Here is a 26,889-nt window from a genome sequence, read left to right on the forward strand (position 1 = left end):
GTTATACCTCCATGTGTTTCATGATAATGTCATATGCTTTGTCACTTGTGTAATGGTTTTTGAGGTAAGTGAATGCCGCCTCACCCATTTGGATAGCTTTATCAGGATTGTTGATTAGTACGTCCACTGCTTCAAGCCACTGATCGGAATCATTACTTGATACTGCGAAACCATAGTCATTTGCAACTGCGATTGTTCCGATATCACTACTTTCATCTGTTGCACAGATGATTGGCATGCTTTGTGCCATATATGCAAGAATTCGCTGCGGATAATTAGGAATGGTAAATTTATGGTCTAAGAATACCAAACCAACATCACACTGTGCCATCACTTGAATGTACTCATGATGGGGTTTGTGTTTGAAATAGTAGAGTGATTGTGGTTTTTCATTTGCTATGTAGTCGGTAATCAAATCAGCCTGAGCACCACTTCCAACAATAACGAAGCCAAGGTCTTCTCGATCTTTGATCTTCTCGTAACATTCCAGGATGAATGGTACAGATTGAGGTAACCCCAAATTACCACCATAGAACAGAAGTTTCTTGTTCTCAGGCAATCCCAATTCTTTTCGACTCAAAGGTCGCCCTTCATCGGTGTTAAGGCTTGTCGTATTAGGAAGTACCTCAACTTTATCAACAAGATCTGGATTTTTTTCAACGATATAGTCTAAGTTTCGGGGTGACATGGTTCCGATGAAATCAGATAATGCATACAGTTGTTTTTCCATATGTTTGAAATATCGGAAAATAATTCCTTTTCCCATAATATTCAAGTCAACTGCATTCTGTGGGAAAATATCCTTTAGCATTAGATAGAAGAATGCATTGGGATTTGTTTTGTGTAAATACTTGAGCGTACTTACGATTGTTACTGGTGGCGTTGCGTAAAGAACAATATCAAAGGTTTCATTGGCAAGTTCTTTCTTTATCGTACGTTTGAGCTTTGAATCAAACGTGATTGTTGCAATTCCTTTTTGAATCATATTTTTATTTTTTGTGAGTTTTGCGGATTTGCTCATGACATAACGAATCTTGTCATGAACGTATGAATCTGATACTTCGACTGAAGGTGATTCGCTGCTATAAGCAATCGTAACATTATGACCTTGTGTTGCGAAATACAACATAAGATCGGAATAAATTCCCTTGTCGACGACGCCAGCATGCGTTGAACTCAGAAATAGTACATTCATAGTGACACCTTCTTTCTAATTCTTAATCGTACTTGTTGATTGTGCGGGCTCTACCCAAATTAATGTATTGTCGAGATTATAAATCTCACGAGTTTTAAAACCTTCTGTGACTATAAACGCATTGTTGTAAAGTCGTGTTCCAGTTGAAAAGTGACGATCAACCAATGGTTTATTATCCATATCTGTGTAGACATGCATTGGAACGGTTTGGAAGACAATTTCGTAGATTTTGTAATCATTTTGTACGAAGGTCCGTTCTAAAATGCTCGTGATTTGTGTTACATCATCAAATAAAGCTAGAATTCGCGAATCAAGTTCGTTTTGCGTCATCTCAACAGTCACTGGGTACTCATTACTGCGAGCGAAATCAAGCGATACTTCAGGACCAATTGTGCGTGGATCAGAAATTGACTCAGTTACTAAATTGTAAACAGAATCAATTGGATATCCTCCATAAAAATTTGGGTACATAATATTGTAGCCATAGATTGGACTTCGTGTATTTGATGTTAAATCAGTAACACGTTCCCCTCTTTGGTTCAAGTAAATATATGTTTGAAGACTTTCTGACCATACCGATACAAAAGTATCTTGTTCACGGGCTGGTTTAATGTTGCCAGTTACCGTTTGTTCTTTAGCTTTAAAGTCAAGATATCGAACATCACGTTGTTCATAATCATAAACTAAATGAGCATAAGTGCTCTTAAATTGTGTTGCATCTTTATTCATGAGTGTCGTGTACGGCATCATTCGTGCATCCCCAACATACTCTGTTTGTTCTGCCATTGTACTTACTTCTTTCATTAGCGAAACGCCCAAGAAAATTACGAGTGCACTCGTAATCACGATATGGATTGCTGAGAATAGACGTGCATAAACTTCAGGACCTTTCGTTACAATCATTGGGAATACAAGAATTGCAAGAATATAGTAATAGGATGCAAAGCGCCCCGCAGCAACTGGTGCAAATGACAGTGCAAGGTAGAGTGCAAATCCAAGAAGGAATGCATTTACAATATTCTTTGAATAAGTATCCGAAGTAATGGCTTTATAGAACAAGACAGTTCCTACAAAGAGTGCTATTCTGGCTAAAGATGCAAATGATAGTAGATTGCGATACCCTGTTGTTCCGACATATTCAAGAAAACGTGCCACAATTTCAATATGAGCAAATCTTCCAAGTAATGTACTGAATGGTAATAAACTGATAACAATACATGTAACAAAAATGACAAGTATCGCATTTCTGGAAATATTGATACGTTTTGAAATAACATACAAGAGTAAAATTAAGGCACTTGAATGGAAGAGCGATAATCCAAGAATTAATAGGATTTCAGCCCATACAGGCATTTCAAAATCTTTATCAAATAATAGAAGTGCAAATGTGATCACAAGACCTTGTCGTAAAGCACTAAAGTTCCATACAAACAAGAACATTGCATAGTAGACAAGCATTGAGAGACCAACATTTTCAGAGTTTCGATAAATCCACCAAGACATTGCTAAAATTTGGAGTGTTGAGAGGATTGCTACAAAGCCCCAATATGGGATATGTAACAGACCGAATCCTTTCATCAGATAAAGAAAGCCAATATCAATGTTGGGAAATTCCCATCGCATAACAGAGGTAGATACATAAGACGTCTTATCGTAGAGATATTGATATGAGAAGTAATCGGCACCTACGCCATATCTCATAACTGAAATAAGAATCAGTGGCACTGCCGCAAAGATTAAGCGTATAAGTTTGTCTTTCTGTTCGTATTTCTTTGGCAACGGGATAAAACTAATTGCCAAAAGATAGATGAATAGTAAATAATACATAATTTACCCCTTCTCTACGCCTTATCTTGGAACATTTGGATAATGGAGTCAGCAATTTGAACGCATGCGGTTCCGTCACCATAAGGATTCGTTGCATGAGACATCGCATCGTAAGTTTCTTGATTATTCAATAAGTCATAAAATGCATTATAAATTGGAGTTTCTTCAACACCGACAAGTTTGAGTGTTCCAGCAGCGATTCCTTCAGGGCGTTCAGTTGTATCACGCATAACTAGAACCGGTTTCCCTAAACTTGGTGCTTCTTCTTGGATTCCTCCAGAGTCGGTTAATACAAGGTATGATGCATTTAAAAAGTTGTGGAAATCAATTACGTCAAGCGGTTCAATTATACGAATGCGATCGTCATCTCCGAGGATTTCATCTGCGATACTTCGAACAACGGGATTCATATGAATTGGATAGACTGCTTTAGTATCTGGATGAGTATCGATAATGCGTTTAATGGCTTTAAACATTTGACGCATCGGTTCACCAATATTCTCACGACGATGAGCAGTAATAAGAATTAATCGACTGCCTTTTGCCCATTGAAGGATTGGATGGTCGTAATTATCACGAACCGTCGTTTTTAAAGCATCAATTGCGGTATTACCAGTAATAACCACAAGTTCTTTGGAGATTCCTTCACGAATTAAGTTATCGTAAGACTGTTGTGTCGGTGCAAAGTGTTTCGCAGCGAAGAGACCCACAGCACGGCGGTTGAATTCTTCAGGGAATGGTGAATAGATATTGTATGTTCTTAATCCAGCTTCAACATGACCTACAGGAATTTGCATGTAGAATGCAGCAAGTCCTGAAACGAATGTTGTTTGTGTATCACCATGTACAAGAATAATATCTGGTTTTTCAATTTCTAACACTTCTTTGATTCTATTGAGAATCTCAGTTGTAACATCGAATAGAGTTTGCTTTGGTTTCATGATTGCAAGGTCATAATCAGGTACAACATCAAAGACTTCAAGAACAGCATCTAACATTTCACGGTGTTGCCCTGTTACGCAAACGACCGATTGAATCGCTTCGCGGGATTGTAATTCTTTGACAAGTGGGCACATTTTAATCGCCTCTGGGCGTGTACCAAATATGGATAATACTTTAATCATTGTTTTTCCTCCGATTTAAGTTTGTAAATTTTTCTCATAAACACAACTTGGTTGTTCCAAAAACGTTTCATGCGTTTGGGATCAAATGCAATACGGTAGAGCCATTCAAGGTTCATTGCCATGATTAACTTAGGTGCGCGTTTAATCATACCGCTTAAAACGTCGATACTACCACCACATCCAATGAATACACCTTGTTGAATTGTGGCAGCTTCAATCATGAAACGTTCTTGACGCGGTACTCCCAACGCAACGAGTACAAGGTCAGAGTTATACCCTTTCATCGCTTCAATAGCATCTTCAAATGTATTGTCATAGCCATTAAGCAGTTCATTAATAACTATTCCTGGATATTCAATATCAAGAATTTCTTTAAATTTGTCGAGAACCTCTTGTTTCGCACCATAGACAAAAAGCGAGAAACCTTGCTCACTAGAAATCTTGAGCATGTCACTCACTGTATCAACACCTGTAACGCGTTTAATATCTGCTGAAAAAAGCTTGTTGTATCCCTTCACAACCCCGATTCCATCTGGAGTTATGAGCGTAGATTCATCAAGCAGAAAACGAGCTATGGATTCATCTTGGCTTCCATGCATCATAATTTCTGGGTTTGCTGTCACTAAGTTGACCCGTTCGTGTTGCATAATTTTTTGTGTCAAAAATTCATTGACTTCGTCACGCGGCATTTGCGTGACTTTTTTAAGTAAGTCTTTCATTGTTCAATTCCTTTCGGCACTTATAAACCGATACGTTCAGTTCGTAAATATCTGTATCTATAATATCATATTTGGTGGTCATAGTTAACCATTCCTGATGAATATCTCATGATTACTTCACCACTAAACTTATTTCAGAAATAAGAAAAAACCTAAAGAAAATCTTTAGGTTTAGGGTTTATTCTTCGTTGTCTTTGTTCCAGAATATTTTACGGTTATAGTATTGGCTTGTTTCACCCAAGGCAGTAAAGATTGGATCATGACCAATAGTTTCTGTCAGAGTAGGAACGCCTGAACTTAAGTCAGTTGCGATACCTAGTTTTGATCCTTCAATTTCTACACCAATAGCCGATAGAACAGTTGGGAAAATATCTGTAGCATTAAATCCTCGATTCCGAGTGATGCTCGGATCCAACTCATCCCATACTGGATTGATAATCATATTGAATGTCGTACGTTCGTAATTCGGATCAATCGTTGTAAAGTATGTCTTATCCATGCTTAAGTGGTCCCCATTAACGACGATTGTTGTGTTTTCGTAGAAGTCTTGAGCTTTAATCCAATCAATGAAATCTGCAACAATGCGTTCGTCACATGTGATTGAATTTTCATAAGGATGAATTGATGGTGCATCACAGAGTTCATCAACATAACCATCTGGGAAGTGCGTATCGACTGTCTCTACAACTGCATGGAATGGTTGATCTCCGGCACTCATCTCAAGAATTGATTCTTTTGCGAATTCTAACATGGTACGATCTTCAATTCCGAATTGACCTTTAAAGTACTCATGTGATGATTGGCCAGTTTCGATGTAATGGAGACGATCGTAAATATCATAGTTACCATGTTGTTCGTAGAAGCTCTTGACACCATAGTCTGAACTTCTTGCACCGACTATAAGTCGATTGTGATATCCGTTCGCATAAAGGATATCACCAAGGTTTGTTAGTCCAGGCATGTAGTTTTCGACAGTTCCATCTTCATGTGATGTTGGTGGCCAAACGTATGGAATTCCACTCGTTTGGGTTACCATGCCTCCAATAGACCATGTTGCCCCAGGAACAGTACGGATTCCACCATAAGTCGATTGATGTGAAAAGTTTACAGCTTCCCCATCATCAAGGTATTTTGTCAGTGACGGAATAAGGTTTTGCTCCATCGCTCCACCGTTTGCTTTATCAAAGTATGTTGCTTCTAACGATTCAAAGAAAATAATGAGGCATTCGCTCCTGCAATCAGTCGTTGACGGTAACCTTGTTCGTGAAGAATGTCACCAAGATTTACCATTCCTGGTAAAAACGATTCAACATAGCCATCCTCACGTTCTCCTGGAGGTTTCTTATAAGGAATCCCAGACATCTGTGTTGACATTCCTGCAATTGACCATGTTGCGCCAGGGACATTTTGAATTCCACCATAAGGCGCATCTGTATTTGAAAAATTAACAGCTCCGCCTTCCAAATAACGTGTTAGATTTGGAATCATATTCACATCATGATTTCCCCCACGTTCTTTATCAAGATATGTTGTTTCCAATGATTCAACGAAAATATAGATTAGATTTCGTTTCTTTTCTGGAAACTGTAGGTTTGCATCATGCGGATTCACATAGTGATCCTCAAAGAATGTATCGTTCGACAATGCATAACTAATAATTTGCGGTACATATAACGCTTGAGATGATAATGATACCACTAAGACCGCAATTACGGCGACACTCATTCGATTTGTGAAACGAAGCCATAATGGTGTGTTACGGCGTGATTTCCAACGAATTGGATTAACGAAATCTTTTGAGTAAGCGATTGTAAAGAAGCCAAAGAAGATGGCAACGAAGTTGCTACCAAGACCAACTATGTCATTTACAAACGTTCCCGTTTGTGTGTTAATTGGTGAAATTAGATTATTGAGCACAATATCAAAGGTTAGTGTTCCCATTGTACTTAGAATCCATAGAATATAAATAATCATAAATAACAAGATACTGAGTATACTTGCGGTGTAAAACCGGTAGATTCTGATTGTATAATTGTTTTTCTTCATCATTCGAATAATCAAATATGATGCTAAAACAGCTACTAGAGCAATACCAATATGTAATGCATAGAATCGTGGATTGCGATTGACATGACCAATTACTGATTTACCGCGCATGATCCAGTTCACTGCATTGCCGATTGTTACCGTTAATAACATGGCTAGCGCTGCTACATCTCGAACCTTCATGGTTTGTCGTGTTGCTTTAACTAGAATCCATGCTCCTAGAAGCGGAAACAGAAGTATAAGACTTACATTAAATAGCATATTAATTCCCTCACTCAATGCTTTTATGATATCACTTTCAGTTAACAAAACAATAACATTTCGTGATTTTCGTTAAAAAAGCGCTGTCGTAGCGCTTAAAATGGTTTTGGTTGAATCTGTCCTAAAATGACAGGTTTTGATGCCCCAGTTGCTGTTGGAACATTGCTTGGTTGTTTATTCAGGGTTTCATTCCCTAAAATTACGAAGGCAATCGCTTCTTTAGCATCACTTGAGAATCCTAGAGATTCTTGAGTGATGACTACGATGCCGTCAAGCATTTCATCAATTAATGATACAAGGAGTGGATTGTATGCTCCTCCCCCACCAAGAATTACTTCATCAATTGTGTGGTGTGGCATCACAAAGTCTTTGTAAGCTTGAGCGATCGTATATGCTGTAAAATATGTCAAAGTGTAAAGCACATCATTTGCTTGATTTGGATACGTCTCACAAATTGCCTTAACAACATCTTCACCAAACATTTCACGACCTGTTGATTTAGGCGGTGCGATGTTTAGGTATGGATTCGTTGCTAAAGTATCAAATATCTCTTGAATTAAATGACCTTGTTTCGCCATTGCAGCATCTTTATCGTACGGTTTTTGGTAAAAGTATGCCATTGCAGCATTCATCATCATATTACCAGGACCTGTATCAAATGCGCTGACATCATCAAGTTGTGCGTTGGCTGGAATAACAGTGACATTTCCAATTCCACCAATATTTTGAAGTAGACGGGTCTTTTTAGCGTCCCGATAAAGCACAAATTCAGTATATGGAACTAACGGTGCACCATCTCCACCAGCAACCATATCCATCATTCTAAAATTAAAGACAACATCAGTATTATGATCATACGCTAAATAAGACGGATCACCGATTTGTAAGGTTGAACGGACATGGGGTGCTGTCGCATTTGGCAAGTGATGAATTGTTTGCCCATGTGATGCGATAAAGTCAATTGCTCCTTCATACTGTGTTTCATCCAGTAATTTTGTTACTGCCTTTGACCAAATCATTCCCAGTTCCATGTTTAAAGATGTAATGTCATCAACACGTGATGATTCTGGGTGACTGACATTGAGAATTTTTTGACGAAGTGTGTCATCGATGTCGAGTGATGTAAATCCTAAAACCTCAAGATTTGTATCCACACCATACCCACTAATTTTCGTAAGTACAGCATCAACACCATCTAATGACGTTCCTGACATCAATCCTATAGCGATTTTTTCTGTCATTTTTAGCCTCGATTTGCGATTGCAAGTGCAATACGATCTTCATTTGCTTCTAGTAGTGCTCTCGCCTCTGCTTGAGTTGTATCTGTCTCTTGCATGACAATTGCTGTTTTCACATGGTTTCCGCTTGCATCAAGTAAGTAAGCAGCACGGTCATAGTCAACACCCGTTGCTTTCATGATAATACCTTTTGCACGTTCAACTAATTTTGCGTTGCTTGTTTTAACGTCAACCATTAGGTTTCCATATACTTTACCGTATTTGATCATAGCCCCTGTTGATAACATGTTTAGGACCATTTTTGTTGCTGAACCTGATTTCATTCGTGTTGAACCTGTAACAACTTCTTGTCCAACGACAGCTTCGATTGGATAATCGGCATATTGTGCGATAACACTATCAGCAACACATGCCAATGAAATTGTTTTAGCATTGAGGCTACGTGCATACTTTAAGCCACCAACACAATATGGTGTACGTCCTGATGACGCAATCGCACAGAGAATATCATTCTCATTAAAATTAATACGTTTCAGATCTTCAACTACAATTGTTTCATTATCTTCCGCCGCTTCAACTGGATGACGCAATGCGACATCACCACCAGCAATTAATCCCACAACGGCTTCTTCACCCATTCCAAATGTTGGAAGCACTTCGGATGCATCAAGAACCCCAAGACGACCAGATGTTCCAGCACCAATGTATACAAGGCGTCCGCCATTTAAAATTGTTTCATAGATTGCATCAACTGCTTTCGCAATTTGTGGTACAGCTGCGCCAACTGCATCAATAACAGCTTGATCTTCTTGATTAATCAAACGAATCATTGCTTCCGTTTCGAGCGTATCAATATGCATCGTATTTTTATTTTGTTGCTCTGTCCCTATCTTACTCAAATCAATTTTCATAATCTCATCCTCACTTTAATTCCATTATAAAGGGTTTGAAATGTTATTTCAAACCCTTTTGACTTTTTATGAAATTTTATTAAATATCGCGGATTGTTTTGACACTTTGACGTGATGCAACCAGTTTTTTACGGGTAGATTCAATGTCGTCTTTCGCAACTCCTAAATAAAGTAAATCGGAAACTGCAAGCATTGAAAATCGTGATGCAATGGATCCCAAACGAAGCTCTGACTCTTCTTTTGGAATATGTAAAACGATGTCCGCATATCGTGAGAGGTCATTACGACCAACTTGAGTAACAGCAATAACACAAGCCCCACCTTCAGTTGCTTCACGTTGTGCAATGAGAATTTCACGCGTCATGCCTGAATAGGAAAACGCAATAACGACATCATTCTGATTTATGTGTGTCATCGCAGACACCATCAAGTGAAAATCATCAAAATACAGCACCTGTTTATCAATTCGTGTTAACTTTTGATACAAATCCTGTGCTGGTAGGCTGGAACCGCCAATTCCAAGCAGATAAATACGACGAGCCCCTTTAAGCGTTTCGATTGCCTTTACAAGTTGGTCCACATCAAGAAGTTTGTATGTCTTATCAAAAGTTTCGGCATTTCCAAACTTCGATTTTTGAATCATGGTTTGGACCGAATCGTCTTGTGTAATTAAGCGATTAATCGAATCAATAACTTCGATATCATCTTTTGATTTCGCAAGCTCTACCTTGAGATGAGTAAATCCTTTATAGCCGATTTTTTTCGAAAAACGGACAACGGCTGCCGCAGATGAGTCAACCGCTTCTGCTAATTTTTGTGATGAGAGCGTGATAACATACTCCTTGTTTTCAAGAATATAGTTTGCGATCCGTAACTCTGTATCTGTATAGGTCCCCATATTCTCCTTAATGCGATATATACTACTCATAAAAGCCTCCCAAAATTGCTTATTTAACCTTATGGTAACGTATTTCCTAATAAATGGGAAATATATCACAAAAGATACCACAATTACTGTACTTTCGGTACTCAGTATTACAAAAAGAACTATAAAAACAACTTATTTAAAGAAAAGTGCAAACAAAAAGGACTTCGAATCGAAACTCAAAGTCCTTTTTTTACTAGTTTAGAGATTTCTTAGGTTTGAAGACCTTTAAAGCGATTGTGACTGCAACAATTCCTGCAGTGAGTTTACCAATCATAACCGGTACAATTAAGTTTGGTTGGAAGTTAGCGGTGAACGCAAGATGGTCCCCGATTACAAACGCACCACAGACTGAGAAAGCTATAACTGCGATGATTTCATGATCTTCGAATGAATCGTCAATCATCGAGAAGAGTGCGATTACATTCGCTGCAGCAGCAAGAATACCTGTCACCACTTTCGATGAAAGTCCAACTTTGTTACCCAAACGTTCCAGCGGTTTCTCGAGTCGCGTCTGCATGAAATACACCATCGGAAATGCACCACAGAGCATAATACCAATATAACCAGCAACTTCAAGTGCACGGTTAATATCTGCTTCATCTGCAATGATGGGTTCAAATGGCCAAACACCAAAGAGTGTGCTGAAGATACCTGTAAAATACTCAACTACGACTAAAGTAAAGACAATTTTGGTAAATGCATCCATGAAACGGCCGAAGCCTTTGAATCCAGCAATCATCATATCTGGTTTTTTCCATAAGCCAAACGCCATTAAAAAACAGATGATGAGTAATGGAATCAAGTTAAGAAAGATTGTTTGGAAGGTCATGTTCAAGATAACTGTTTGAGCTGCAGCGCTTGTGCTCGACAAGGCACGCACACTTGGACTCATCAACGCAATAATAATATTACTTACAAGAACACCAACAGGTATCGTAATAAATCCAATCATAATTCCCAATGACATTTGACGGTGGTATTTTTCCTTAACCGTTTTCAAAGCCACAGGAATACTAAAGACGATGGTAGCACCAGCCATATACCCTACCGTTGTTGCCATAATCCATGATTCTTTCGTTACTGCTAATGATTCCGCAAGTTGATATCCTCCCATATCGACAGCGAGAAATGTAGTTGCTGCGATTGCTGGATCTGCCCCAAAGAAGGCAAAAACTGGGCTGATAAAGTTTGTAATCAAACTGATTAAGATTGGCAAGGATGCCATAATACCGGCAACTGGTAAGAAAATACTTCCGATTGCGTTAATTCCTTCAAGGAATTGGTTTCCCATTTCACTTTCCGGTTTAAATATTGATGCCAAACATCCCCATACTGCAAAGAACATGATGATGTAGACAACAACGTCACTAATTATTTTCATAGCGTTTCTCCATACTGTGCTAAAGCTTCGTTTGCATATTTAATACTTGAACGATACCAAATGTAAAGGTATTCGCCGACCGTTGCGCCATTTGATTCTTGAAGAATAGCCCAGATAAACCAGTAATATGATGCGAGTGCAACGTAGCCAATAAAGTGGCGACGGCGTTCAAAGCTCATCGGTTTGCCTTCGTAGCGGTCTAAAATATCCATAGCTTCTTCAAAGGTGTAATCTGAACATGCAATAAACGTTCCTAAATCAACACCTGGATCGTCAACGCCAGCATACTCCCAATCAATGAGATATGGACGTGTACCTTGGAAGAGAATATTTGGATCATAGAAATCACAATGGCATAGTATTTTCGGATAGTTATCCGATTCTGTAAACTGGAAAACACGTTCTAATTTATTATATAATTCATCGAAATCGTCAAAATCATGACGACCTTTTTCAGCGATCATCGCAATAAAATCATTTGTTTTTTTCCAAACATTGAACTCATATTTACCTTCCAGTTGGAGATCATGAAGTTTACGAATCATTTCAAGAGACGCATTTACTTCATAGTCATTGTGATAGTCCATGGTATGCGTATCGGTAATATAGTTCGCAATTTTCCAACCTTTATCTGGATTCATACAGATAAAGGAATCATCAAGTCCATATTCTTTCGCCACTTCTTGCGCATAGGCTTCGGCTCTGCGGTTAATGTAGCTATCCGTTCCGACACCAGGATGACGGTACATATAGACTTTATCGAAGACTTCAAATTTGAATGACAAGTTTGTGAGTCCTTTTTTGACTGCCTCAATATTCTTGATATCTTTAAGCTCACAATTTAGCGATGTCGTAATGTTTTCTAAAATTTGTGAGTCGGTATTCGTAATATACAAAGTATCGAAGTTTTGAAGGTCTTCAAAACTATCAAATTCATGAATTGAATTCGCTGGATATTCCTTACCATACATTTTTAATGTTCCGATATGCTTCATGAGGACATATTCCCACAGACGATAACGTGTCGTTTCATCTTTGAATTCTTCTTTTAAGATATTAATAAATGTATCCGAAAACTCTTTATCAAAGTAAGCGTGTCCTGTCATCAACGGTTCACCAACGCCAATTTCGATATCTTTAATCAATTTTCGTGAGTTCATTAATGCATAGAATTCCCCCGAAACATTTGCATGTTCATGAACTACTGCATAACTTGGCCCATACATATATGGATCAAATGGATTTTCATCATAATAGATGTCTGAAACACAAAGATAGGTATTCTTAAATTGCGATGCTACTTTCAAAATAGTTGAAATATTGTTGTAGCGGTAGTAGTCTTCATTGATGGCGATTTTTACGTTAAACTTGTCTTCTAAATAAAAGAACTTCTCTTTCATGTAACCAAGAACAAGTGTGATGTCCTTAATTCCGGATGCTTGTAATTGTTTAATTTGGCGTTCTATAAGGATTTCACCGCGGACTTTCAAGAGTCCTTTTGGGTTTTCATAACCGAGTGGTGCAATCCGGGACCCCATTCCTGCAGCCATAATAATCGCATTATCGACTTTATACTGCTGCATAATAGCTGTTCCCTTTTCAGTAATTTGGTTGTCTTTGATATACTCGTTTTCGACTAAAGTGTTTAGAACACTGTTAACACTACCCAAAGATAGTTGGTTAAGCGCACTTGCGTCGCGTTGTGTTGTAAACTGATTGAGATGAAATAGTTTTAGGATATCAAATTCATTTTTTGTTATCATATATTTCTCCTTGTTCATAATTTCCTTAATTCTACCATAAAATGAACGAAAGCAATATATTTAACGATATTATTGTTGTAAATATCAGAAATCACATTTTTCCAGTATAAAAAAAACGGTCGTTTTCGACCGTTTATCATGTATTATTTATTTTTATTAAACTCGAGATATTCTTCGTAAGTACCGAGGTAATCAAACACAGATCCATCTGCTTTAAAATCAAAGACTCGTGTTGCTGTTGTTTCGATAATTTGATGGTCATGGGATGCCAGAATAATTGTACCTGGGAATTTAATGAGCGCATTGTTCAATGCAGTAATTGATTCCATGTCTAAGTGGTTCGTTGGCTCATCAAGTAAGAGCACATTGGCACCTAAGATCATCATTTTTGACATCATACAACGGACTTTCTCTCCACCTGAAAGGACATTGACCTTCTTCAATGCATCATCGCCACCGAATAACATACGTCCCAAGAATCCACGAACAAATGTTTCATCTTTTTCATCTGAGAATTCCATTAACCAGTCGACGATACGCTCATCAACTTCAAAGTTCTCTTCGAAATTTTTATTAAAGTATGCATATTCAACGCTAGATCCCCAGTTAATCGAACCCGAATCAGCAGGTGTCGTTTCTGAAATAACATCGAAGAACATTGACTTAGCAAGCTCATTTTCGCCAACAAGGGCTACTTTTTCGCCATTTCCGACCGTAAGATTAAGATTCTTGAAGTAGGTAATCCCATCCCCTGTTTTCGTAAGGTCTTCAACTTGTAGAATTGAAGTACCTAAACTACGTTTTGGTTTAAATTCGATAAATGGATAACGTCGTTTTGAGGGTTGCATTTCTTCGATATTAATTTTTGCTAACGCTTGTTTTCGTGATGTTGCTTGTTTGGACTTCGAGGCATTCGCACTAAAACGGGCAATAAAGTCTTGAAGTTCTTTGATTTTTTCTTCTTTTTTCTTGTTTGCATCTTTCATTTGACGAAGCATCAACTGACTGGATTCATACCAGAAATCGTAGTTTCCTACAAAGAGTTGAATTTTGCCATAGTCAATATCTGCAATATGAGTACATGTTTTATTTAAGAAGTGACGATCGTGAGAAACCATGATAACAGTTGTATTATCTAAGTTCATAATAAACTCTTCTAACCATTGAATTGCTTCAATGTCAAGGTGGTTAGTCGGCTCATCCAGTAGTAAAATATCTGGATTACCAAATACCGCTTGTGCCAATAAGACTTTAACCTTATCAGCTGCAGGAACATCAGCCATTTTAGCTTCATGATATTGACTGTCAATTCCAAGACCATTTAAAAGCATGAATACTTCGGTTTCAGCATTCCAACCATCCATATCTGCAAACTTTTCTTCCAACTCACCCGCACGAATTCCATCGGCTTCTGTGAAATCTTCTTTAGTATAAATTGCATCTTTTTCTTTCATGATGGCATATAAGTCTTGGTTTCCCATGATAACTGTTTCTAAGACAGTAAATTCATCATATGCAAAATGATCTTGCTTTAAAAATGAAAGACGTTTCCCTGGTTGGACTGATACATGCCCACCCGTTGCGTCAAGTTCTTTTGATAACAACTTTAAAAAAGTTGATTTACCCGCACCGTTTGCACCGATAACCCCATAACAGTTACCCTCTATAAAATTGATGGATACATCTTCAAATAAAGCCTTCCCATCAAACATTAATGATAAATTATTTGTACTAATCACACGCATTCTCCTTTTGAATCCAATCAATTATATCATAAAATCAGAATTGGTACGTATTCATTGTCTCGAGATCAATACTTCTTGAGTGATGCTCTTGAACTGCTATTCAATTACATCTAAAATAGAACCATATTGAGGTGAACTTATGAACGCAGAAATTATTAATGTTGGTACTGAATTATTGATGGGAGATGTTGTAAACACAAATGCAACATTCATCGCTAAACACTTACAAGATTACGGAATCAACAATTACTTTCAAACAGTAATTGGCGATAATCCCGCCCGCTTAGAAGCACAAATCAAACAATCACTAAGCCGTAGCGATATGATTATCATCACTGGCGGTCTGGGCCCAACATATGATGACTTAACGAAAGAAATCGTTGCTCAAGCATTAAACTTAGAAATGGTCATGGATTTGGCATCCAAAGAACGAATTGAGTCTTATTTCAAGAAATCACATCGCGCTATGCCTCACAACAACCTTAAGCAAGCCATGATTCCAGACGGTTCGCGAGCATTGGATAATAATTACGGAACCGCACCCGGTGTGCTCATTGAGCAAAATGACAAAACAGTCATTTTATTGCCCGGACCACCTCGGGAACTGAAACCGATGTTTATGAATGCTATTATTCCGTTTCTCGCAGAAAAACGTGACTTTATGATTGTTTCTGATCGTGTCTACATCCAGGGTATTGGAGAGTCACACATCGAGGAAGCGCTCTCCAGTCTTATGATTGAAAGCACCAATCCCACGATTGCCCCCTATTTGCATGAAAATGGGGTCATGTTACGCGTTAGTGCACGCTCACGTTCACAAGAAGAAGGACATGCTTTAAATCAAAACGCAGTCAACGTCATTCTCGAAACCTTCCCAGACAATATTATGGGAGTGAATATCGGCTCTTTAGAAGAAGAGTTAGTTCTCGAACTGACGAAACGCAATCAAACTATCGCAACGGCTGAAAGTTGCACCGGTGGCTTACTTGCGAAACGAATTACGGATGTTAATGGAAGTTCTGCCATTTTCAATTATGGTGCAGTCACATATTCAAATACCATGAAGACACAAGTCCTCGGTGTCGATTCGTCTCTTTTTGATTCGGTGGGTGCTGTTTCAAAAGAAGTAGCTGAAGCAATGGCACTTGGCGTTAAAAAACTTGCTAACGCTGATTATGGTATCGGAATAACAGGAATCGCAGGCCCTACTGGTGGAACTGTTGAAAAACCTGTAGGAACAGTGTATATCGCCCTTGCAACGACAGCAGGATGTGTTACTGAAAAATACATGTTTGGCCATCGCCATCTTGATCGTGAAAGTGTTCGATATGCAGCATCTCAGGCGGCGCTTGCCTTAATTCACAAGCATTTGAAATAAAAAAGCCTCAACGGGCTTTTTTTATTCTTTTCCATCCGACGCTGATAGCAATTCTATGGCCGCTGGTTGTAGATTGATGGCTTTAATGCGTTCGGCATCAAATTTGGGTTTACGATTGTAGTAACACAACCCATTCTTTTCTTGCTCAATATCATACAATTGTGTGTAACAATAGCCAAACAATTGTGGGTGCTGGAGTAAAACATTTGTAAGTCCTTCATAGCGCTCTAAAAATTCAGTTTCAGATTGTGGTTCTGTACCATAACCCCATGAACTTTCACCACTTGGATCCCATTTAATACCGCCATATTCGCTAATACAAAATGCCTGTCCTGATTTATAGGTTTGTCGGGCATCATGTTCATCCCAAAATGCACCATTTGGGTGATGAATCCCTTGGAAATGATACCGTAATTGATCGACATCTTGAGTATAATCATGAACATCATAAAAATCAGTAACAACATGATAATTACCACTCGTATCAACACATGGTCGTGTTGGGTCCATGTCTTTAGTCGTTCGGTAAATTAATTCTATAATTTCGTCACGTTGAGGTCTTCCCTCAACATTCCATGTCTCATTGAATGGACTCCAGGTGATAATCGATGGGTGATTAAAATCTCGTTTAACGAGTTGTTGCCATTCGGGTAGAAAATCCGTGATCGATTGGTAATTCGAAAGATCAATGCCCCAGTTTGCCATTTCGGCCCAGACCATGAATCCAGCGCGATCACAATGGTAGTAGAATCTCGGTTCAAATGCTTTTTCATGTAACCGTGCGCCATTAAAACCCATAGATTGACTTAAAGTAATGTCATGTTTTAGGCTTTCATCATCCTTCGCGGTATAAACACCATCTTCATAAAATCCTTGTAACAGCACAAATCGTTGGAATATTGTTTTACCATTGAGCTTAAATTCATACCCATCAAGTTCAATTTCACGCATCCCAAAATAACTATGAACCGTATCATCTTCAAAAGAGAATCTGACATCGTACAATGCACCTTCACCGATTTCCCACAGATGTAGCTCATCCAGTTTTATTTGTACAAATCCATGCTTATTGTGGGTCGTTTGATGTTGTCCGACACACCTTCCATCATAGGTAATTTCAACTGATAATTGCCCTTTTCCCGTAGTAAAAGCTTCAATCGCAATTGTACTATTATGGATATTTGGATAGTATCGAATGCTTTCGAGTCGTGTAAAAGGCACAAACTCTAACCACACAGTCTGCCATATACCCGTTGTACGGGTATAATCACAACCTCGCGAGTAGTAAAAAGAACTTTGTTTTCCTTTTGGCTGTCTTCCCGAACGTACATCATCCTCTACATAAACAGTCAAAGTATTGATACCTACATGGACATGCTCTCGAATTTCAAATGAAAATGAATCATAACCGCCTTCATGAGCTCCTATTGACTGACCGTTCACAAATATTTCTGTTTTATAATCGACCGCACCGAAGTGAAGTATGATCTCGGATTGAAGCTGATCTGCACCAATTTCAAAATTTCTTTGATACCATACTGCCGGCATAAAATCAGTATATTCAATACCGCTAAGCTTGCTTTCTGGAGGATACGGAACAGTTATTTGCCGCGTAAAGGTGTGCTCTTTTTGCCATTGACGATCTAAACCGCTTTTTCCAAAATCAAAATCAAATTTCCATAATCCATTTAAATTTTGCCAAGTTTGGCGTTCAAATTGCGGATTTGGATGTTCATGTCTGGGTATACTATTCATTTGAGTTCTCCTTCTCTTTTATCTATAATTGAATTATACAATCACCAATTTCAAAAATGGTGGATATTTCAATCAATTAAGTGAGGAATACACGCATGAAAGAACATATACTTAGTTTTTTACCCAGTCATTTTCAGACACCGTCCCTTTTTCGTATTGAAATTGCGGGAATCACATACCCATTCAGCACGTATCATGTCCAACGCCAACATTCGCATATATACAGTTTCGAGTATGTTGTATCTGGATCCGGAACGCTGAGAATTGACGGCATCGAATACAGTGTGCAACAAGGAGATGTTTTTATCTTGCCTAAGCACCATGATCATGAATATTGGTCAAACCCCAAAAAGCCACTCCATAAACTATGGATTAATGTGTCAGGCAGTTTATGCGATCACCTGCTTCAAACGTATCACATTCACAATAATTATGTATTTCGTAATTTGGATGTATTTGATTGTCTCTCTGAATTTCTGGTTATATGTGAAAGTTACACATTGACACCGCAACAACGTTCACAGCAAACATCGCTTCAATTTCATAAATTAATGCTACTTATTCACGACCATTCCATCCAAAACGACGTATTACATCTCAGTGAACCTGTTTATAAGGCAAAACAACGATTCGATGACTCAGTGTTTACAACTATATCGATTAGCGAAGTAGCCGCTCACGTGAACATGTCGTCCTCACAATTAACCCGGATTTTCAAGCAGCAACTTCATCGAACACCCTACAATTACCTTCTTGATAAGAAACTTGAAATGGCACGATTACTACTCTCGGAGTCTTTTTTAACTGTACAACAAATTTCTGATCGGTTGGCATTTTCCGACCCGCAGTATTTCTCCAATATTTTCAAACGTAAAAGTGGATATACACCGACTCAGTGGCGGAATACAAACCGACGTAAATCCGATTAACGCCTTACGAAATACCATGCATTTAACTCAATCCCACATAAAAAAAGGAGCCAAGTTTTGACTTGCTCCTTTTTCGATATAGTATTTTTGATTGCTTTAAAAACTATATACTGCTTTTAACTAATAATACGATAGATTCGATATGTGTTGTTTGTGGGAACATATCAACAGGTTGAACACTATCAATGCTATAGCCAGCAGATACGAATGGTTTTAAATCACGAACGAGCGTTGCAGGATTACAACTTACATACGCAATTTTCTCTGGACTTAAGGCAATAACGTCATTAATAAATGAAGATTCAAGCCCTTTTCGAGGTGGATCAACAACAACTACGTCTGGTTTTAACGATAGTTCTTTAATTCCCTCAATGACATCACCTGCAATGAACGAGATATTTGAGATTTCATTAATCTCTGCATTTTTAACGGCTACAATAACAGCTTCTTCAACAATTTCAATTCCAATGACTTCCTTAGCTCTTTGTGCAAGGCTCAGGGATATTGTTCCAATTCCAGAATAAGCATCAAGTACGACTTCTGTTCCATCAAGTTGAAGTGTATCTAAGAGTGTTTGATAGAGTACTTCCGCTTGCGGAGTGTTCACTTGTAGAAATGATTCCGCTGTGACTTCATAAGTATTTTCGAGAATAACTTCTTTGAATGTATCCTTGCCATATACAACTTTTGATTCTGGACCCATTATAGCTGCCGTTTTAAGTGGGTTCACATTGTGAACGATACTTACAATATTATCCGATAGGGCTGCAATTGCCGGAACAATTTTAGATTGCGGGAATAAACTCTTCGAACGTGTTACTAAAACAACCATCACTTCTCCAGTATTTTGACCATGGCGAACAATGATGTGACGAATGTTTCCTGTATTTGTGCGAGCATCATATGGTTTTTCATTAAATTCAACGAGAATATCGCGAATTCCAACAACAATTTCGTCAATTCCAAGTGCATTAATTTTGAAGTTGTTAACTGGGATGAGTTGGTGTGAGTTATGTTTAAAGACGCCAATTTCCATAGCATCATCAACTTTTCGAACCGGAACTTGTGTTTTATTACGGTAATGCCATTCGTTTTCGGCTCCAATAATATGATTTACCAATACATTTTTAAACATAGGATCTTTTTTGAAAGCATCCTCTACAATTTTTGTTTTGAGTTCTAATTGTCGGGAATAACTGACATGTTGGAGTGGAATAGTACTGTTTAGAGCAAGATCTTTCGGCTTTACATAGGCGCGATCTTGTGATGGAATGAGAAGTTCGGTAATACGACCAAAGGCATATTTCTTCTCAACGCGATCAAGCTTTACCAGTGCAGTTTCGCCCGTAATTCCTCCCTCGACAAAAATAGGATAACCGTCGACTTTAGCGACGCCTTTTCCTTCGTAAGACATATCAATAAATGTTAATTCAAGAATATCATTTTTCTTTAATGAATCTGTATTCATGGTTTCCTTCTTTCTTCGATTATGTTATCGATTGTGGTTTAAATTTCTTAATAAAATCATGGTTGCAGCAATGTGGAGTTTACATTGGTGCTGAAAGATTTCGCATGAAGTTTAGTTATTAAAAATTTCGAACATGTTTAGTATATGATTTTGGACTATATAAGTAAACATATATCCTTCATATCTCAAAAGAAAAGCATCTTAAAAGATGCTTCATTGCTATTTTTTAGATTTCATAGTCAATCTGGTATGCTTTCGCATCGGTATTGTAGTAGCCGTAGGATATTTCAACAACTTCCCCCTCCGCGTTTTCTGTGTGACGTTCACGACATAACACAGGTTGGTCTTCGAGTTTTAGAATCTTACGAATCATCGGATCGACATCCACTACCACATAAAAACGGTCACTAAAATTTGCCACATCAAAGCCTTTAAGAGCAAGCCATTTGTATAATGAATTTGATTCAATTTCATTAATGGCATGTTTTATCGACATGACTGGAAAATAGTGTTCAAACGTAATGTACGGTTCACCATCCAAATAGTACATACGTTTTAGGCACGTTGCAGACTCACCAAACGCCTCAAATAATGTGGCATTATTCTGTACATCCACAACATCAATTTCCATAAGTTCTTTTTTCAACTCGTGCTGTTTTTCAAGAATTGAAGAAAATGAATTTGCTTTTGAGAGCCGATTGAAAAGTCGATTACTTAGAACAGTCGTTCCTTTACCACTCTTTTTCTCAAGATATCCTTCATTACTCAGTATTTCTACCGCATTACGAACTGTGATTTTACTAACAGCAAACATTTCTTCTAATTCACGCTCTGTCGGAATGTAACTGCCAACAGGATAACGGCCCGAGAGAATGTCTTTCTTAATTTGTTGTGCAACTTCTAAATACAATAATTTTTTTCTGTTCACTGACATACCTCCCTCAATCCCTTAGTTTCTACAATTATAGCTTATTAACAGCTAATATACAGTATGAATGCAAATATTATGATGTTTTTGTTATTCTTCAACAATTTTCCCGATATCTTTAAGCTCGATTGAGACCCGCCCATTGATGTCGGTTTTAATATCGATTATGTTTTGAACATCCAAAATATCAAGTGGCAGGATAATTTCGATACCTGATTCTGTTCGAATACGGTGTTTTTTTATGGTTGCCGTTTTATTCATGAGTTTCAAATTAATGAGGTCCGTAACGTTATTTGCTTCAAAAGCGTTATGAATTAGCGAAGCTTCATGTTCGTCAATATCCTCAAAAATTTCCTTTAAGATTTGCTCGGGTTCAATCTCATCATACAGCTCGACGTTATCTGTAATAATTTGTCGCGCTTTGATTGTATTAGGTAATCGGTCAACGTCCCGTTGATCTGAAATCGATTGAATCAGGGTATCAACAACTTGAAATGATTGTTTAGAATTGGCTATCAAGGTCGTATCTAAAAAGGTTTCGATGGCATCTCGATTTGCTGGCACTGCCTTAACTCGAGTATCACCGGTTGTTAGATCGATTAAAAATCCTGCTTGAACACTTGCGAATCCACTTGGCATAATTGCATGATTGTATACCAATGCATTTTCAACTCCCTGAACATTTTGCGTGATTTTGATGACACCATCTTTGCTTAGAAGTTCAAACATTCCAAAACCAACAGATTCTCCTAAATCAGCAAGTACAAACACAAGATTGTTGCTCGTATAGTCCATATTTTGGATATACTGTTCGAACCATTGGCGGGCTAAATCTTGTGTAGTTTCCAAGAATGGAAATTGAGTTCCGATTAGCGCTTTGAATGGACTGCGCTCACCAATTGTTGCCCGTGTCGTAGAAGTGCTGTTTTGCATCCCTTTCACAAGTTTAAGTAAGTAGTTTTCAATTGCATGCTGATTGTTTAAGTTCAGCGGTTGTTGTGACAAAATTATTGATTTGAGATCATCATCCAAAGTATGAATGATTGCTTTATTAATATCCATAGTTACCCCGTTATTCTACTGTGATTTGACGCAGCTTACTGCCTTTATCAGTCTTCATTATAACAATTTGTTGCGGAATACGCTCTTTAAGTTCAGAAACATGCGAAATAATACCGACAAGGCGATCATTTGATGCTAAGTTTTGTAAGGCATCGACAGCTGATTGAAGAGACTTATCATCCAGTGTTCCGAACCCCTCATCGATAAACATTGCTTCTACACTTACTACACCTGAACTATTTTGAATTACATCCGAAAGCCCCAGGGCCATCGATAACGATGCTTTAAATGATTCGCCACCGGATAAGGATTTTACGCTACGACGTTTCCCCGTCCAATAATCCATGACATCAAGGTCTAACCCTGATTTTTCGCGCTTGTTGCTTGCTATTTCTTGACGAACGAGTTCATATCGCTGAGCAGTCATAATCTTAAAACGCTTATTCGCCTCATGAATAATATATTCAAAATAGGCACTTTGAATGTAATTTTCGAGCGTGATTTTATCTTTTCCTTGAAGTTCACCATTCATGACTCGCGCTAAATCGGACACCGTTTGATATTCGTTTAGGCTTGCCTTGCTCTGCTGATACAACTTTTGAAGACTGTTATGTATTTCATCATACACTAGATATTCTCGCATGGAACTATTTAGTTGTTGATGGTTAGTCTCACGGTGAGTTTTATTTTCGTTAAGCGCTTCTAAAAGTGCTGGTTTTGACCCGTCTGCAATTGGATTAACTTGCGATCGTAATGCCTTCAGTTCTGTTTCGACATCCCGACTATTTTGTTTATAGTTTTGAATTATCGTTTGTTCCTGTTTGTATGCAGCTTCACTCATTAGATGGTCGTTGTATGTTGCCAAACTATCAAGATGATACTCTCTCAGTAATTGATTTAACGACACGTTCAGCGTTTCTAACGCTTTATCTGTTTGTTGTTTTTGGTCAACATTGTGTTTCATGGTAGTTTGAAGCACGAGTCGATCATTTTGAGTTTTTGTGACCGCAGCATCATAGACGTCTACAAGTGATTCAAGACGTTGTTTCGCTTCCTTGAGCGTTTTTAGATGTGTTTGCGCTTCATTTAATGTATCGAAAGATAGACTGCTTTTAATTGCTGAAAGTTCAGTTTTAAGCGTCGTTTCTTCTGTTCTTTCAGACTGAATTTGCCCCGCTAATGTTTCAACCGTATGATCCAGTATTTTTTTGTCATCAAGAAGTTGTTGCTTATTCGCGATCTTCGTTTGATAGGTCGAAATTTTACTTTTTAGTGTATTAATTGTAGTAGATTGATCGTTGATTTGTGCAATAAGAGCTTCTAACGATGAATCATTGAATGTATCATAGTCCGGAATTTGGACAAGGCTTGATTCAGAATCATCACGTCGCGTCTTCAAATCCCCCAACTCCGCAAGATGTTTTTGGAATACAGTTTCTTTACTTTGACGAGCTTTAAGGGCGTCTTCAACCGTTTCTCGAGTCACTAAAGCATCATGAAATTCGGCAATGTGTGGGTGCTCTAGCGATCCACAAACAGGACATGGTTCACCATCTTGTAGGTCTTTAGCGATGATTCCGGCTTGATTCATAAAGAATGTCTTTTGAACATCCATGGTTACTTTATTTTGCATCTTTAATTCTTGTTCAACGTCTTGAACCACTTGCTGTTTGGCAGCGAATGAAGTTTTGAGTTGCGTGTTGAGGCGAATCTTTTCAAGCACTGATTCAACATGTTGTTTTTGAGTATTCAATGCTTGTTGGGTATCGTGCGCTTTAATTAGCAAAATTTGTTGATTTACAATTTCAGCTTCGGCAAGTGCAACTTCCTCTAAACGCTTTTGTATCTGTGCATTCTTCAAAGTTGTTTGGTCATATGAAGAAATAAGCTGAGATAATGCAAGCTGCTGTTTATCGAGGTTTGCCTGAAGGGTTTTTAGTGCTTCATATTTGGGCATCAATTGTTCTAATTCTTTCATTGCATAGGATTGATTTTGAATCATGGTGCGGTGTGCATCCATCTCAATTTTTTGTACCTCTAATGTCTTTATCTTCTCGTCTACAATTTTTTCTTGATTAAGAAGTTCTTGGCCCTCATTACTTAATTTCTGTGAAACCTCCAACGTTTCTTGATACGATTTGACGATTGGATCGACTGCCGCAACCATTGTATCGTACTGTACTAGGTCCTTTTCTCGTTGAAGAATCTGCTCGCGTTGTTGTTGGAGCGTTTCATGACGTTTCGTCAGTTCATCAATTTGTTGTGTTAGTGCTTCTTGAGTATTAATTCGTGTTAAGCTGTCTTGTAACCCAATCGCTTCCGTTTCTAAACGCTGCGCACGTTGCTCAAGTTCTTTGATTTCTGCTTGGGTAGCTGCAATATATTGACTTAATTGACTTAGCACCATTTGAAGATCAAAACTATCCATATCTGAAGCATCAAAACCTTTGATGCGCATCATTTGGTCATGTGCTAGTTTTTGGATGCTGTCCAACTCTCGTCGAACAAGAAGAGATTGCTCCTTAAGTTTTCTTTGTACTGTATCATAAAGTTGCGTACTAAAAATTTTTCGAAAAATTTTACTTCGGTCAGAACTGCTTGCAGTGAGTAACGACAAAAACTCTCCTTGCGCAATCATAACAATTTGTTTAAATTGTGCTGCATCCATACCTAGCAGACTTTCAATCCTGTTTTTAACATCACTAATGCTATCGAATTGCGTGCCATCTGGCATCGTTAAAAGAACTGTCGGCTCTTGAGTTGTTGTTCCTTCTCCTCTTAGTTTAGGACGTTCATATCGTGGTGTTCGACGAATCGTATACGTTTCGTTAAAATGTTCAAACTCCAAAATTACCGCAGTTTCTATCTCTGCTGGTGCATAGTCGCTTCGTAAGGTATCACGTTGGCGCATCGACCCACTCGCATCTTCATACAATGCATAGGAAATAGCGTCAAATATCGTCGTTTTACCAGCACCAGTATCTCCAGATATAACATATAGACCATTCTTAAATTTTGAGAAATCTACTGTTGTCTGTTCTGCATATGGGCCAAAGGCGCTCATTATTAATTTTTTTGGCTTCATGACACATCTCCAATCTCATCTAAAATGGAAACTACTAAGTGCTGTTCCGCATCATTCAAATCACGACCTGTCTGTTGTTCAAAAAAATCATGAACAAGTTCTAGTGGTTTTTTTGATACCACTTCTTCAGCTCGTTGTAATGAACCATTATGTGTACTCAGCTGATTTTGAACTTCTAAGGTTAATGTGTTTGGATAAACACGTTGAAGTCGTGTAATTGCATTATGAACAACGGTTTCATCCGTAATAATCGCATGGATATAGTCTTGCGAAGTTTCAGTTTCTCCAATCTTTATGAGCTCATCAATTGGCCCTTTGATTACGCGAACATCACGAAACGGTTTAAGGGGTATTTGATCATAAACAACAGTATCATCGACAGTTACTAAGTTTACTGACTTTCGTTGCTGTGCCTCCTCAAATGCATACTTAAGAATTGATCCTGAATATCGAATTGTATCACTACCAATTCTTTGTGGACGATGAATATGTCCCAATGCCACATAATCAAACGTTTCAAGAATTGTAGTATTAATTGCATCGAGACCACCCAGAGTTAGTCCTGTTTCCGATTGAGCTATTTCAGGTTCACTACTTCCACTCACAAAGAATTGATGACCTATCATGACGTTTTTACGATCATTTTTGAGTTCAAGACGATCAAGAACAAATTGATACGCTTCTTGGTAATTTGAACTTTTAAAGTCTTCATAAACATTCGCAACATAGACCGGTTTAATAAACGGAATTGGATAGAAATCGACATTAGCAATCGTTATGGGATTAATCGTAGAGGTTAGATGTGTAATAACGTGAATATTCGTTCTTTCTAAAAGGCGCTTCCCTACCCCTAATCGATCATTAGAATCGTGATTCCCAGATATCACAATCGTTTCTAACTGATGATTGGCTAATTCAACAAGAAACCAATCCCATAAGGAGAAAGCCTCTTCACTGGGACTGTTTTTATCATACACATCTCCGGCGATAATGAGTGCATCAACATCATGACGCTTAGCAATATCCAGTATTTGACGTAAGATGTATTTTTGATCTTCAATTAAAGAAACTTGCATTAAGCGTCTTCCTATATGTAAATCAGCACAATGTAAAAATTTCATGGTTCACCTCGGTTTGTTATCTTTA

Annotated in this window: 20 protein-coding genes; 2 read left to right on the forward strand and 18 right to left on the reverse strand. The window is 38.1% G+C overall.

The window, feature by feature from the left end:
• Window position 1: 1 nt before the first annotated feature.
• The 12 genes from GVV19_RS05790 to GVV19_RS05845 all read right to left on the reverse strand — a co-directional run bounded on the left by GVV19_RS05790 (window position 2) and on the right by GVV19_RS05845 (window position 15,132).
• Window positions 2-1,195, reverse strand: coding sequence for a glycosyltransferase family 4 protein (locus tag GVV19_RS05790; RefSeq protein WP_159646216.1), 1,194 nt, complete (start codon window positions 1,193-1,195; stop codon window positions 2-4).
• A 15-nt stretch (window positions 1,196-1,210) separates the two neighbouring features.
• Window positions 1,211-3,022 (reverse strand): EpsG family protein, encoded by a 1,812-nt coding sequence (locus GVV19_RS05795; RefSeq protein ID WP_159646219.1) that lies wholly within the window; start codon window positions 3,020-3,022, stop codon window positions 1,211-1,213.
• Between the two features lie 14 nt (window positions 3,023-3,036).
• Window positions 3,037-4,146 carry a non-hydrolyzing UDP-N-acetylglucosamine 2-epimerase gene (gene wecB / locus GVV19_RS05800; protein WP_159646222.1) on the reverse strand — a complete coding sequence of 370 codons (1,110 nt, stop codon included), beginning with the start codon at window positions 4,144-4,146 and terminating at the stop codon, window positions 3,037-3,039.
• Window positions 4,143-4,865, reverse strand: a complete 723-nt coding sequence (locus tag GVV19_RS05805) for a WecB/TagA/CpsF family glycosyltransferase (protein ID WP_159646225.1) — start codon at window positions 4,863-4,865, stop codon at window positions 4,143-4,145. The genes wecB and GVV19_RS05805 overlap by 4 nt, the downstream gene beginning before the upstream one ends.
• A 178-nt stretch (window positions 4,866-5,043) precedes the next feature.
• The gene (locus tag GVV19_RS05810; protein WP_159646228.1) at window positions 5,044-6,027 is read right to left on the reverse strand and encodes a sulfatase-like hydrolase/transferase; all 984 of its coding nucleotides are present in this window, start codon (window positions 6,025-6,027) and stop codon (window positions 5,044-5,046) included.
• Window positions 6,028-6,062: 35 nt separating this feature from the next.
• The gene (locus tag GVV19_RS05815) at window positions 6,063-7,172 is read right to left on the reverse strand and encodes a hypothetical protein (protein ID WP_159646231.1); all 1,110 of its coding nucleotides are present in this window, start codon (window positions 7,170-7,172) and stop codon (window positions 6,063-6,065) included.
• A 95-nt stretch (window positions 7,173-7,267) separates the two neighbouring features.
• A complete protein-coding gene (gene anmK / locus GVV19_RS05820; protein ID WP_159646234.1) occupies window positions 7,268-8,413 on the reverse strand; it encodes an anhydro-N-acetylmuramic acid kinase AnmK in 1,146 nt (381 codons plus the stop codon).
• Window positions 8,414-8,415: 2 nt separating this feature from the next.
• The gene (gene murQ, locus GVV19_RS05825) at window positions 8,416-9,321 is read right to left on the reverse strand and encodes an N-acetylmuramic acid 6-phosphate etherase (RefSeq protein WP_159646237.1); all 906 of its coding nucleotides are present in this window, start codon (window positions 9,319-9,321) and stop codon (window positions 8,416-8,418) included.
• A 79-nt stretch (window positions 9,322-9,400) separates the two neighbouring features.
• The gene (locus GVV19_RS05830) at window positions 9,401-10,249 is read right to left on the reverse strand and encodes a MurR/RpiR family transcriptional regulator (RefSeq protein ID WP_159636216.1); all 849 of its coding nucleotides are present in this window, start codon (window positions 10,247-10,249) and stop codon (window positions 9,401-9,403) included.
• A 193-nt stretch (window positions 10,250-10,442) separates the two neighbouring features.
• A complete protein-coding gene (locus GVV19_RS05835) occupies window positions 10,443-11,630 on the reverse strand; it encodes an ethanolamine utilization protein EutH (protein ID WP_159641214.1) in 1,188 nt (395 codons plus the stop codon).
• Window positions 11,627-13,393 carry a phosphotransferase gene (locus tag GVV19_RS05840; protein WP_159646240.1) on the reverse strand — a complete coding sequence of 589 codons (1,767 nt, stop codon included), beginning with the start codon at window positions 13,391-13,393 and terminating at the stop codon, window positions 11,627-11,629. Before GVV19_RS05840 ends, GVV19_RS05835 begins: the two co-directional genes overlap by 4 nt.
• 143 nt (window positions 13,394-13,536) lie before the next feature.
• On the reverse strand, window positions 13,537-15,132 hold the full coding sequence (locus tag GVV19_RS05845; protein ID WP_159646243.1) for an ABC-F family ATP-binding cassette domain-containing protein: 1,596 nt from the start codon (window positions 15,130-15,132) through the stop codon (window positions 13,537-13,539).
• A gap of 145 nt (window positions 15,133-15,277) precedes the next feature.
• Here GVV19_RS05845 and GVV19_RS05850 point away from each other — a divergent pair, with 145 nt between their 5' ends.
• The gene (locus GVV19_RS05850; protein ID WP_159646246.1) at window positions 15,278-16,516 is read left to right on the forward strand and encodes a competence/damage-inducible protein A; all 1,239 of its coding nucleotides are present in this window, start codon (window positions 15,278-15,280) and stop codon (window positions 16,514-16,516) included.
• 21 nt (window positions 16,517-16,537) lie between these two features.
• Here GVV19_RS05850 and GVV19_RS05855 read toward each other — a convergent pair whose 3' ends face one another.
• Window positions 16,538-18,271, reverse strand: a complete 1,734-nt coding sequence (locus GVV19_RS05855; protein ID WP_159646249.1) for a glycoside hydrolase family 2 protein — start codon at window positions 18,269-18,271, stop codon at window positions 16,538-16,540.
• Between the two features lie 95 nt (window positions 18,272-18,366).
• On the opposite strand from GVV19_RS05855, the gene GVV19_RS05860 reads away from it, so the two are divergent.
• Window positions 18,367-19,200 (forward strand): helix-turn-helix transcriptional regulator, encoded by an 834-nt coding sequence (locus GVV19_RS05860; protein WP_159646252.1) that lies wholly within the window; start codon window positions 18,367-18,369, stop codon window positions 19,198-19,200.
• Between the two features lie 103 nt (window positions 19,201-19,303).
• Here the strand turns inward: GVV19_RS05860 and rlmD are convergent, their stop codons facing one another.
• The 5 genes from rlmD to GVV19_RS05885 all read right to left on the reverse strand — a co-directional run bounded on the left by rlmD (window position 19,304) and on the right by GVV19_RS05885 (window position 26,864).
• Window positions 19,304-20,668 (reverse strand): 23S rRNA (uracil(1939)-C(5))-methyltransferase RlmD, encoded by a 1,365-nt coding sequence (rlmD, locus tag GVV19_RS05865; RefSeq protein WP_159646255.1) that lies wholly within the window; start codon window positions 20,666-20,668, stop codon window positions 19,304-19,306.
• A gap of 226 nt (window positions 20,669-20,894) precedes the next feature.
• Complete coding sequence (locus GVV19_RS05870) at window positions 20,895-21,596, reverse strand: GntR family transcriptional regulator (protein ID WP_159640627.1); 702 nt, start codon at window positions 21,594-21,596, stop codon at window positions 20,895-20,897.
• 90 nt (window positions 21,597-21,686) lie between these two features.
• Window positions 21,687-22,658 carry a nucleoid-associated protein gene (locus tag GVV19_RS05875; RefSeq protein WP_159640624.1) on the reverse strand — a complete coding sequence of 324 codons (972 nt, stop codon included), beginning with the start codon at window positions 22,656-22,658 and terminating at the stop codon, window positions 21,687-21,689.
• 10 nt (window positions 22,659-22,668) lie between these two features.
• Window positions 22,669-25,743 (reverse strand): AAA family ATPase, encoded by a 3,075-nt coding sequence (locus GVV19_RS05880; RefSeq protein WP_159646258.1) that lies wholly within the window; start codon window positions 25,741-25,743, stop codon window positions 22,669-22,671.
• On the reverse strand, window positions 25,740-26,864 hold the full coding sequence (locus GVV19_RS05885; protein WP_159646261.1) for an exonuclease SbcCD subunit D: 1,125 nt from the start codon (window positions 26,862-26,864) through the stop codon (window positions 25,740-25,742). Before GVV19_RS05885 ends, GVV19_RS05880 begins: the two co-directional genes overlap by 4 nt.
• Between the last annotated feature and the right edge of the window lie 25 nt (window positions 26,865-26,889).

Source organism: Erysipelothrix anatis, assembly GCF_009828745.1.
Taxonomy (GTDB): domain Bacteria; phylum Bacillota_I; class Bacilli_A; order Erysipelotrichales; family Erysipelotrichaceae; genus Erysipelothrix; species Erysipelothrix anatis.

Coding starts and splice junctions, on each gene's coding strand:
- murQ (WP_159646237.1), bottom strand. CDS start 9,321: ATGAAAATTGATTTGAGTAAGATAGGGACAGAGCAACAAAATAAAAAT.
- GVV19_RS05875 (WP_159640624.1), bottom strand. CDS start 22,658: ATGGATATTAATAAAGCAATCATTCATACTTTGGATGATGATCTCAAA.
- GVV19_RS05840 (WP_159646240.1), bottom strand. CDS start 13,393: ATGATAACAAAAAATGAATTTGATATCCTAAAACTATTTCATCTCAAT.
- rlmD (WP_159646255.1), bottom strand. CDS start 20,668: ATGAATACAGATTCATTAAAGAAAAATGATATTCTTGAATTAACATTT.
- wecB (WP_159646222.1), bottom strand. CDS start 4,146: ATGATTAAAGTATTATCCATATTTGGTACACGCCCAGAGGCGATTAAA.
- GVV19_RS05850 (WP_159646246.1), top strand. CDS start 15,278: ATGAACGCAGAAATTATTAATGTTGGTACTGAATTATTGATGGGAGAT.
- GVV19_RS05830 (WP_159636216.1), bottom strand. CDS start 10,249: ATGAGTAGTATATATCGCATTAAGGAGAATATGGGGACCTATACAGAT.
- GVV19_RS05810 (WP_159646228.1), bottom strand. CDS start 6,027: ATGGAGCAAAACCTTATTCCGTCACTGACAAAATACCTTGATGATGGG.
- GVV19_RS05835 (WP_159641214.1), bottom strand. CDS start 11,630: ATGAAAATAATTAGTGACGTTGTTGTCTACATCATCATGTTCTTTGCA.
- GVV19_RS05855 (WP_159646249.1), bottom strand. CDS start 18,271: ATGAATAGTATACCCAGACATGAACATCCAAATCCGCAATTTGAACGC.
- GVV19_RS05795 (WP_159646219.1), bottom strand. CDS start 3,022: ATGTATTATTTACTATTCATCTATCTTTTGGCAATTAGTTTTATCCCG.
- GVV19_RS05805 (WP_159646225.1), bottom strand. CDS start 4,865: ATGAAAGACTTACTTAAAAAAGTCACGCAAATGCCGCGTGACGAAGTC.
- GVV19_RS05860 (WP_159646252.1), top strand. CDS start 18,367: ATGAAAGAACATATACTTAGTTTTTTACCCAGTCATTTTCAGACACCG.
- GVV19_RS05815 (WP_159646231.1), bottom strand. CDS start 7,172: ATGCTATTTAATGTAAGTCTTATACTTCTGTTTCCGCTTCTAGGAGCA.
- GVV19_RS05885 (WP_159646261.1), bottom strand. CDS start 26,864: ATGAAATTTTTACATTGTGCTGATTTACATATAGGAAGACGCTTAATG.
- GVV19_RS05790 (WP_159646216.1), bottom strand. CDS start 1,195: ATGAATGTACTATTTCTGAGTTCAACGCATGCTGGCGTCGTCGACAAG.
- anmK (WP_159646234.1), bottom strand. CDS start 8,413: ATGACAGAAAAAATCGCTATAGGATTGATGTCAGGAACGTCATTAGAT.
- GVV19_RS05880 (WP_159646258.1), bottom strand. CDS start 25,743: ATGAAGCCAAAAAAATTAATAATGAGCGCCTTTGGCCCATATGCAGAA.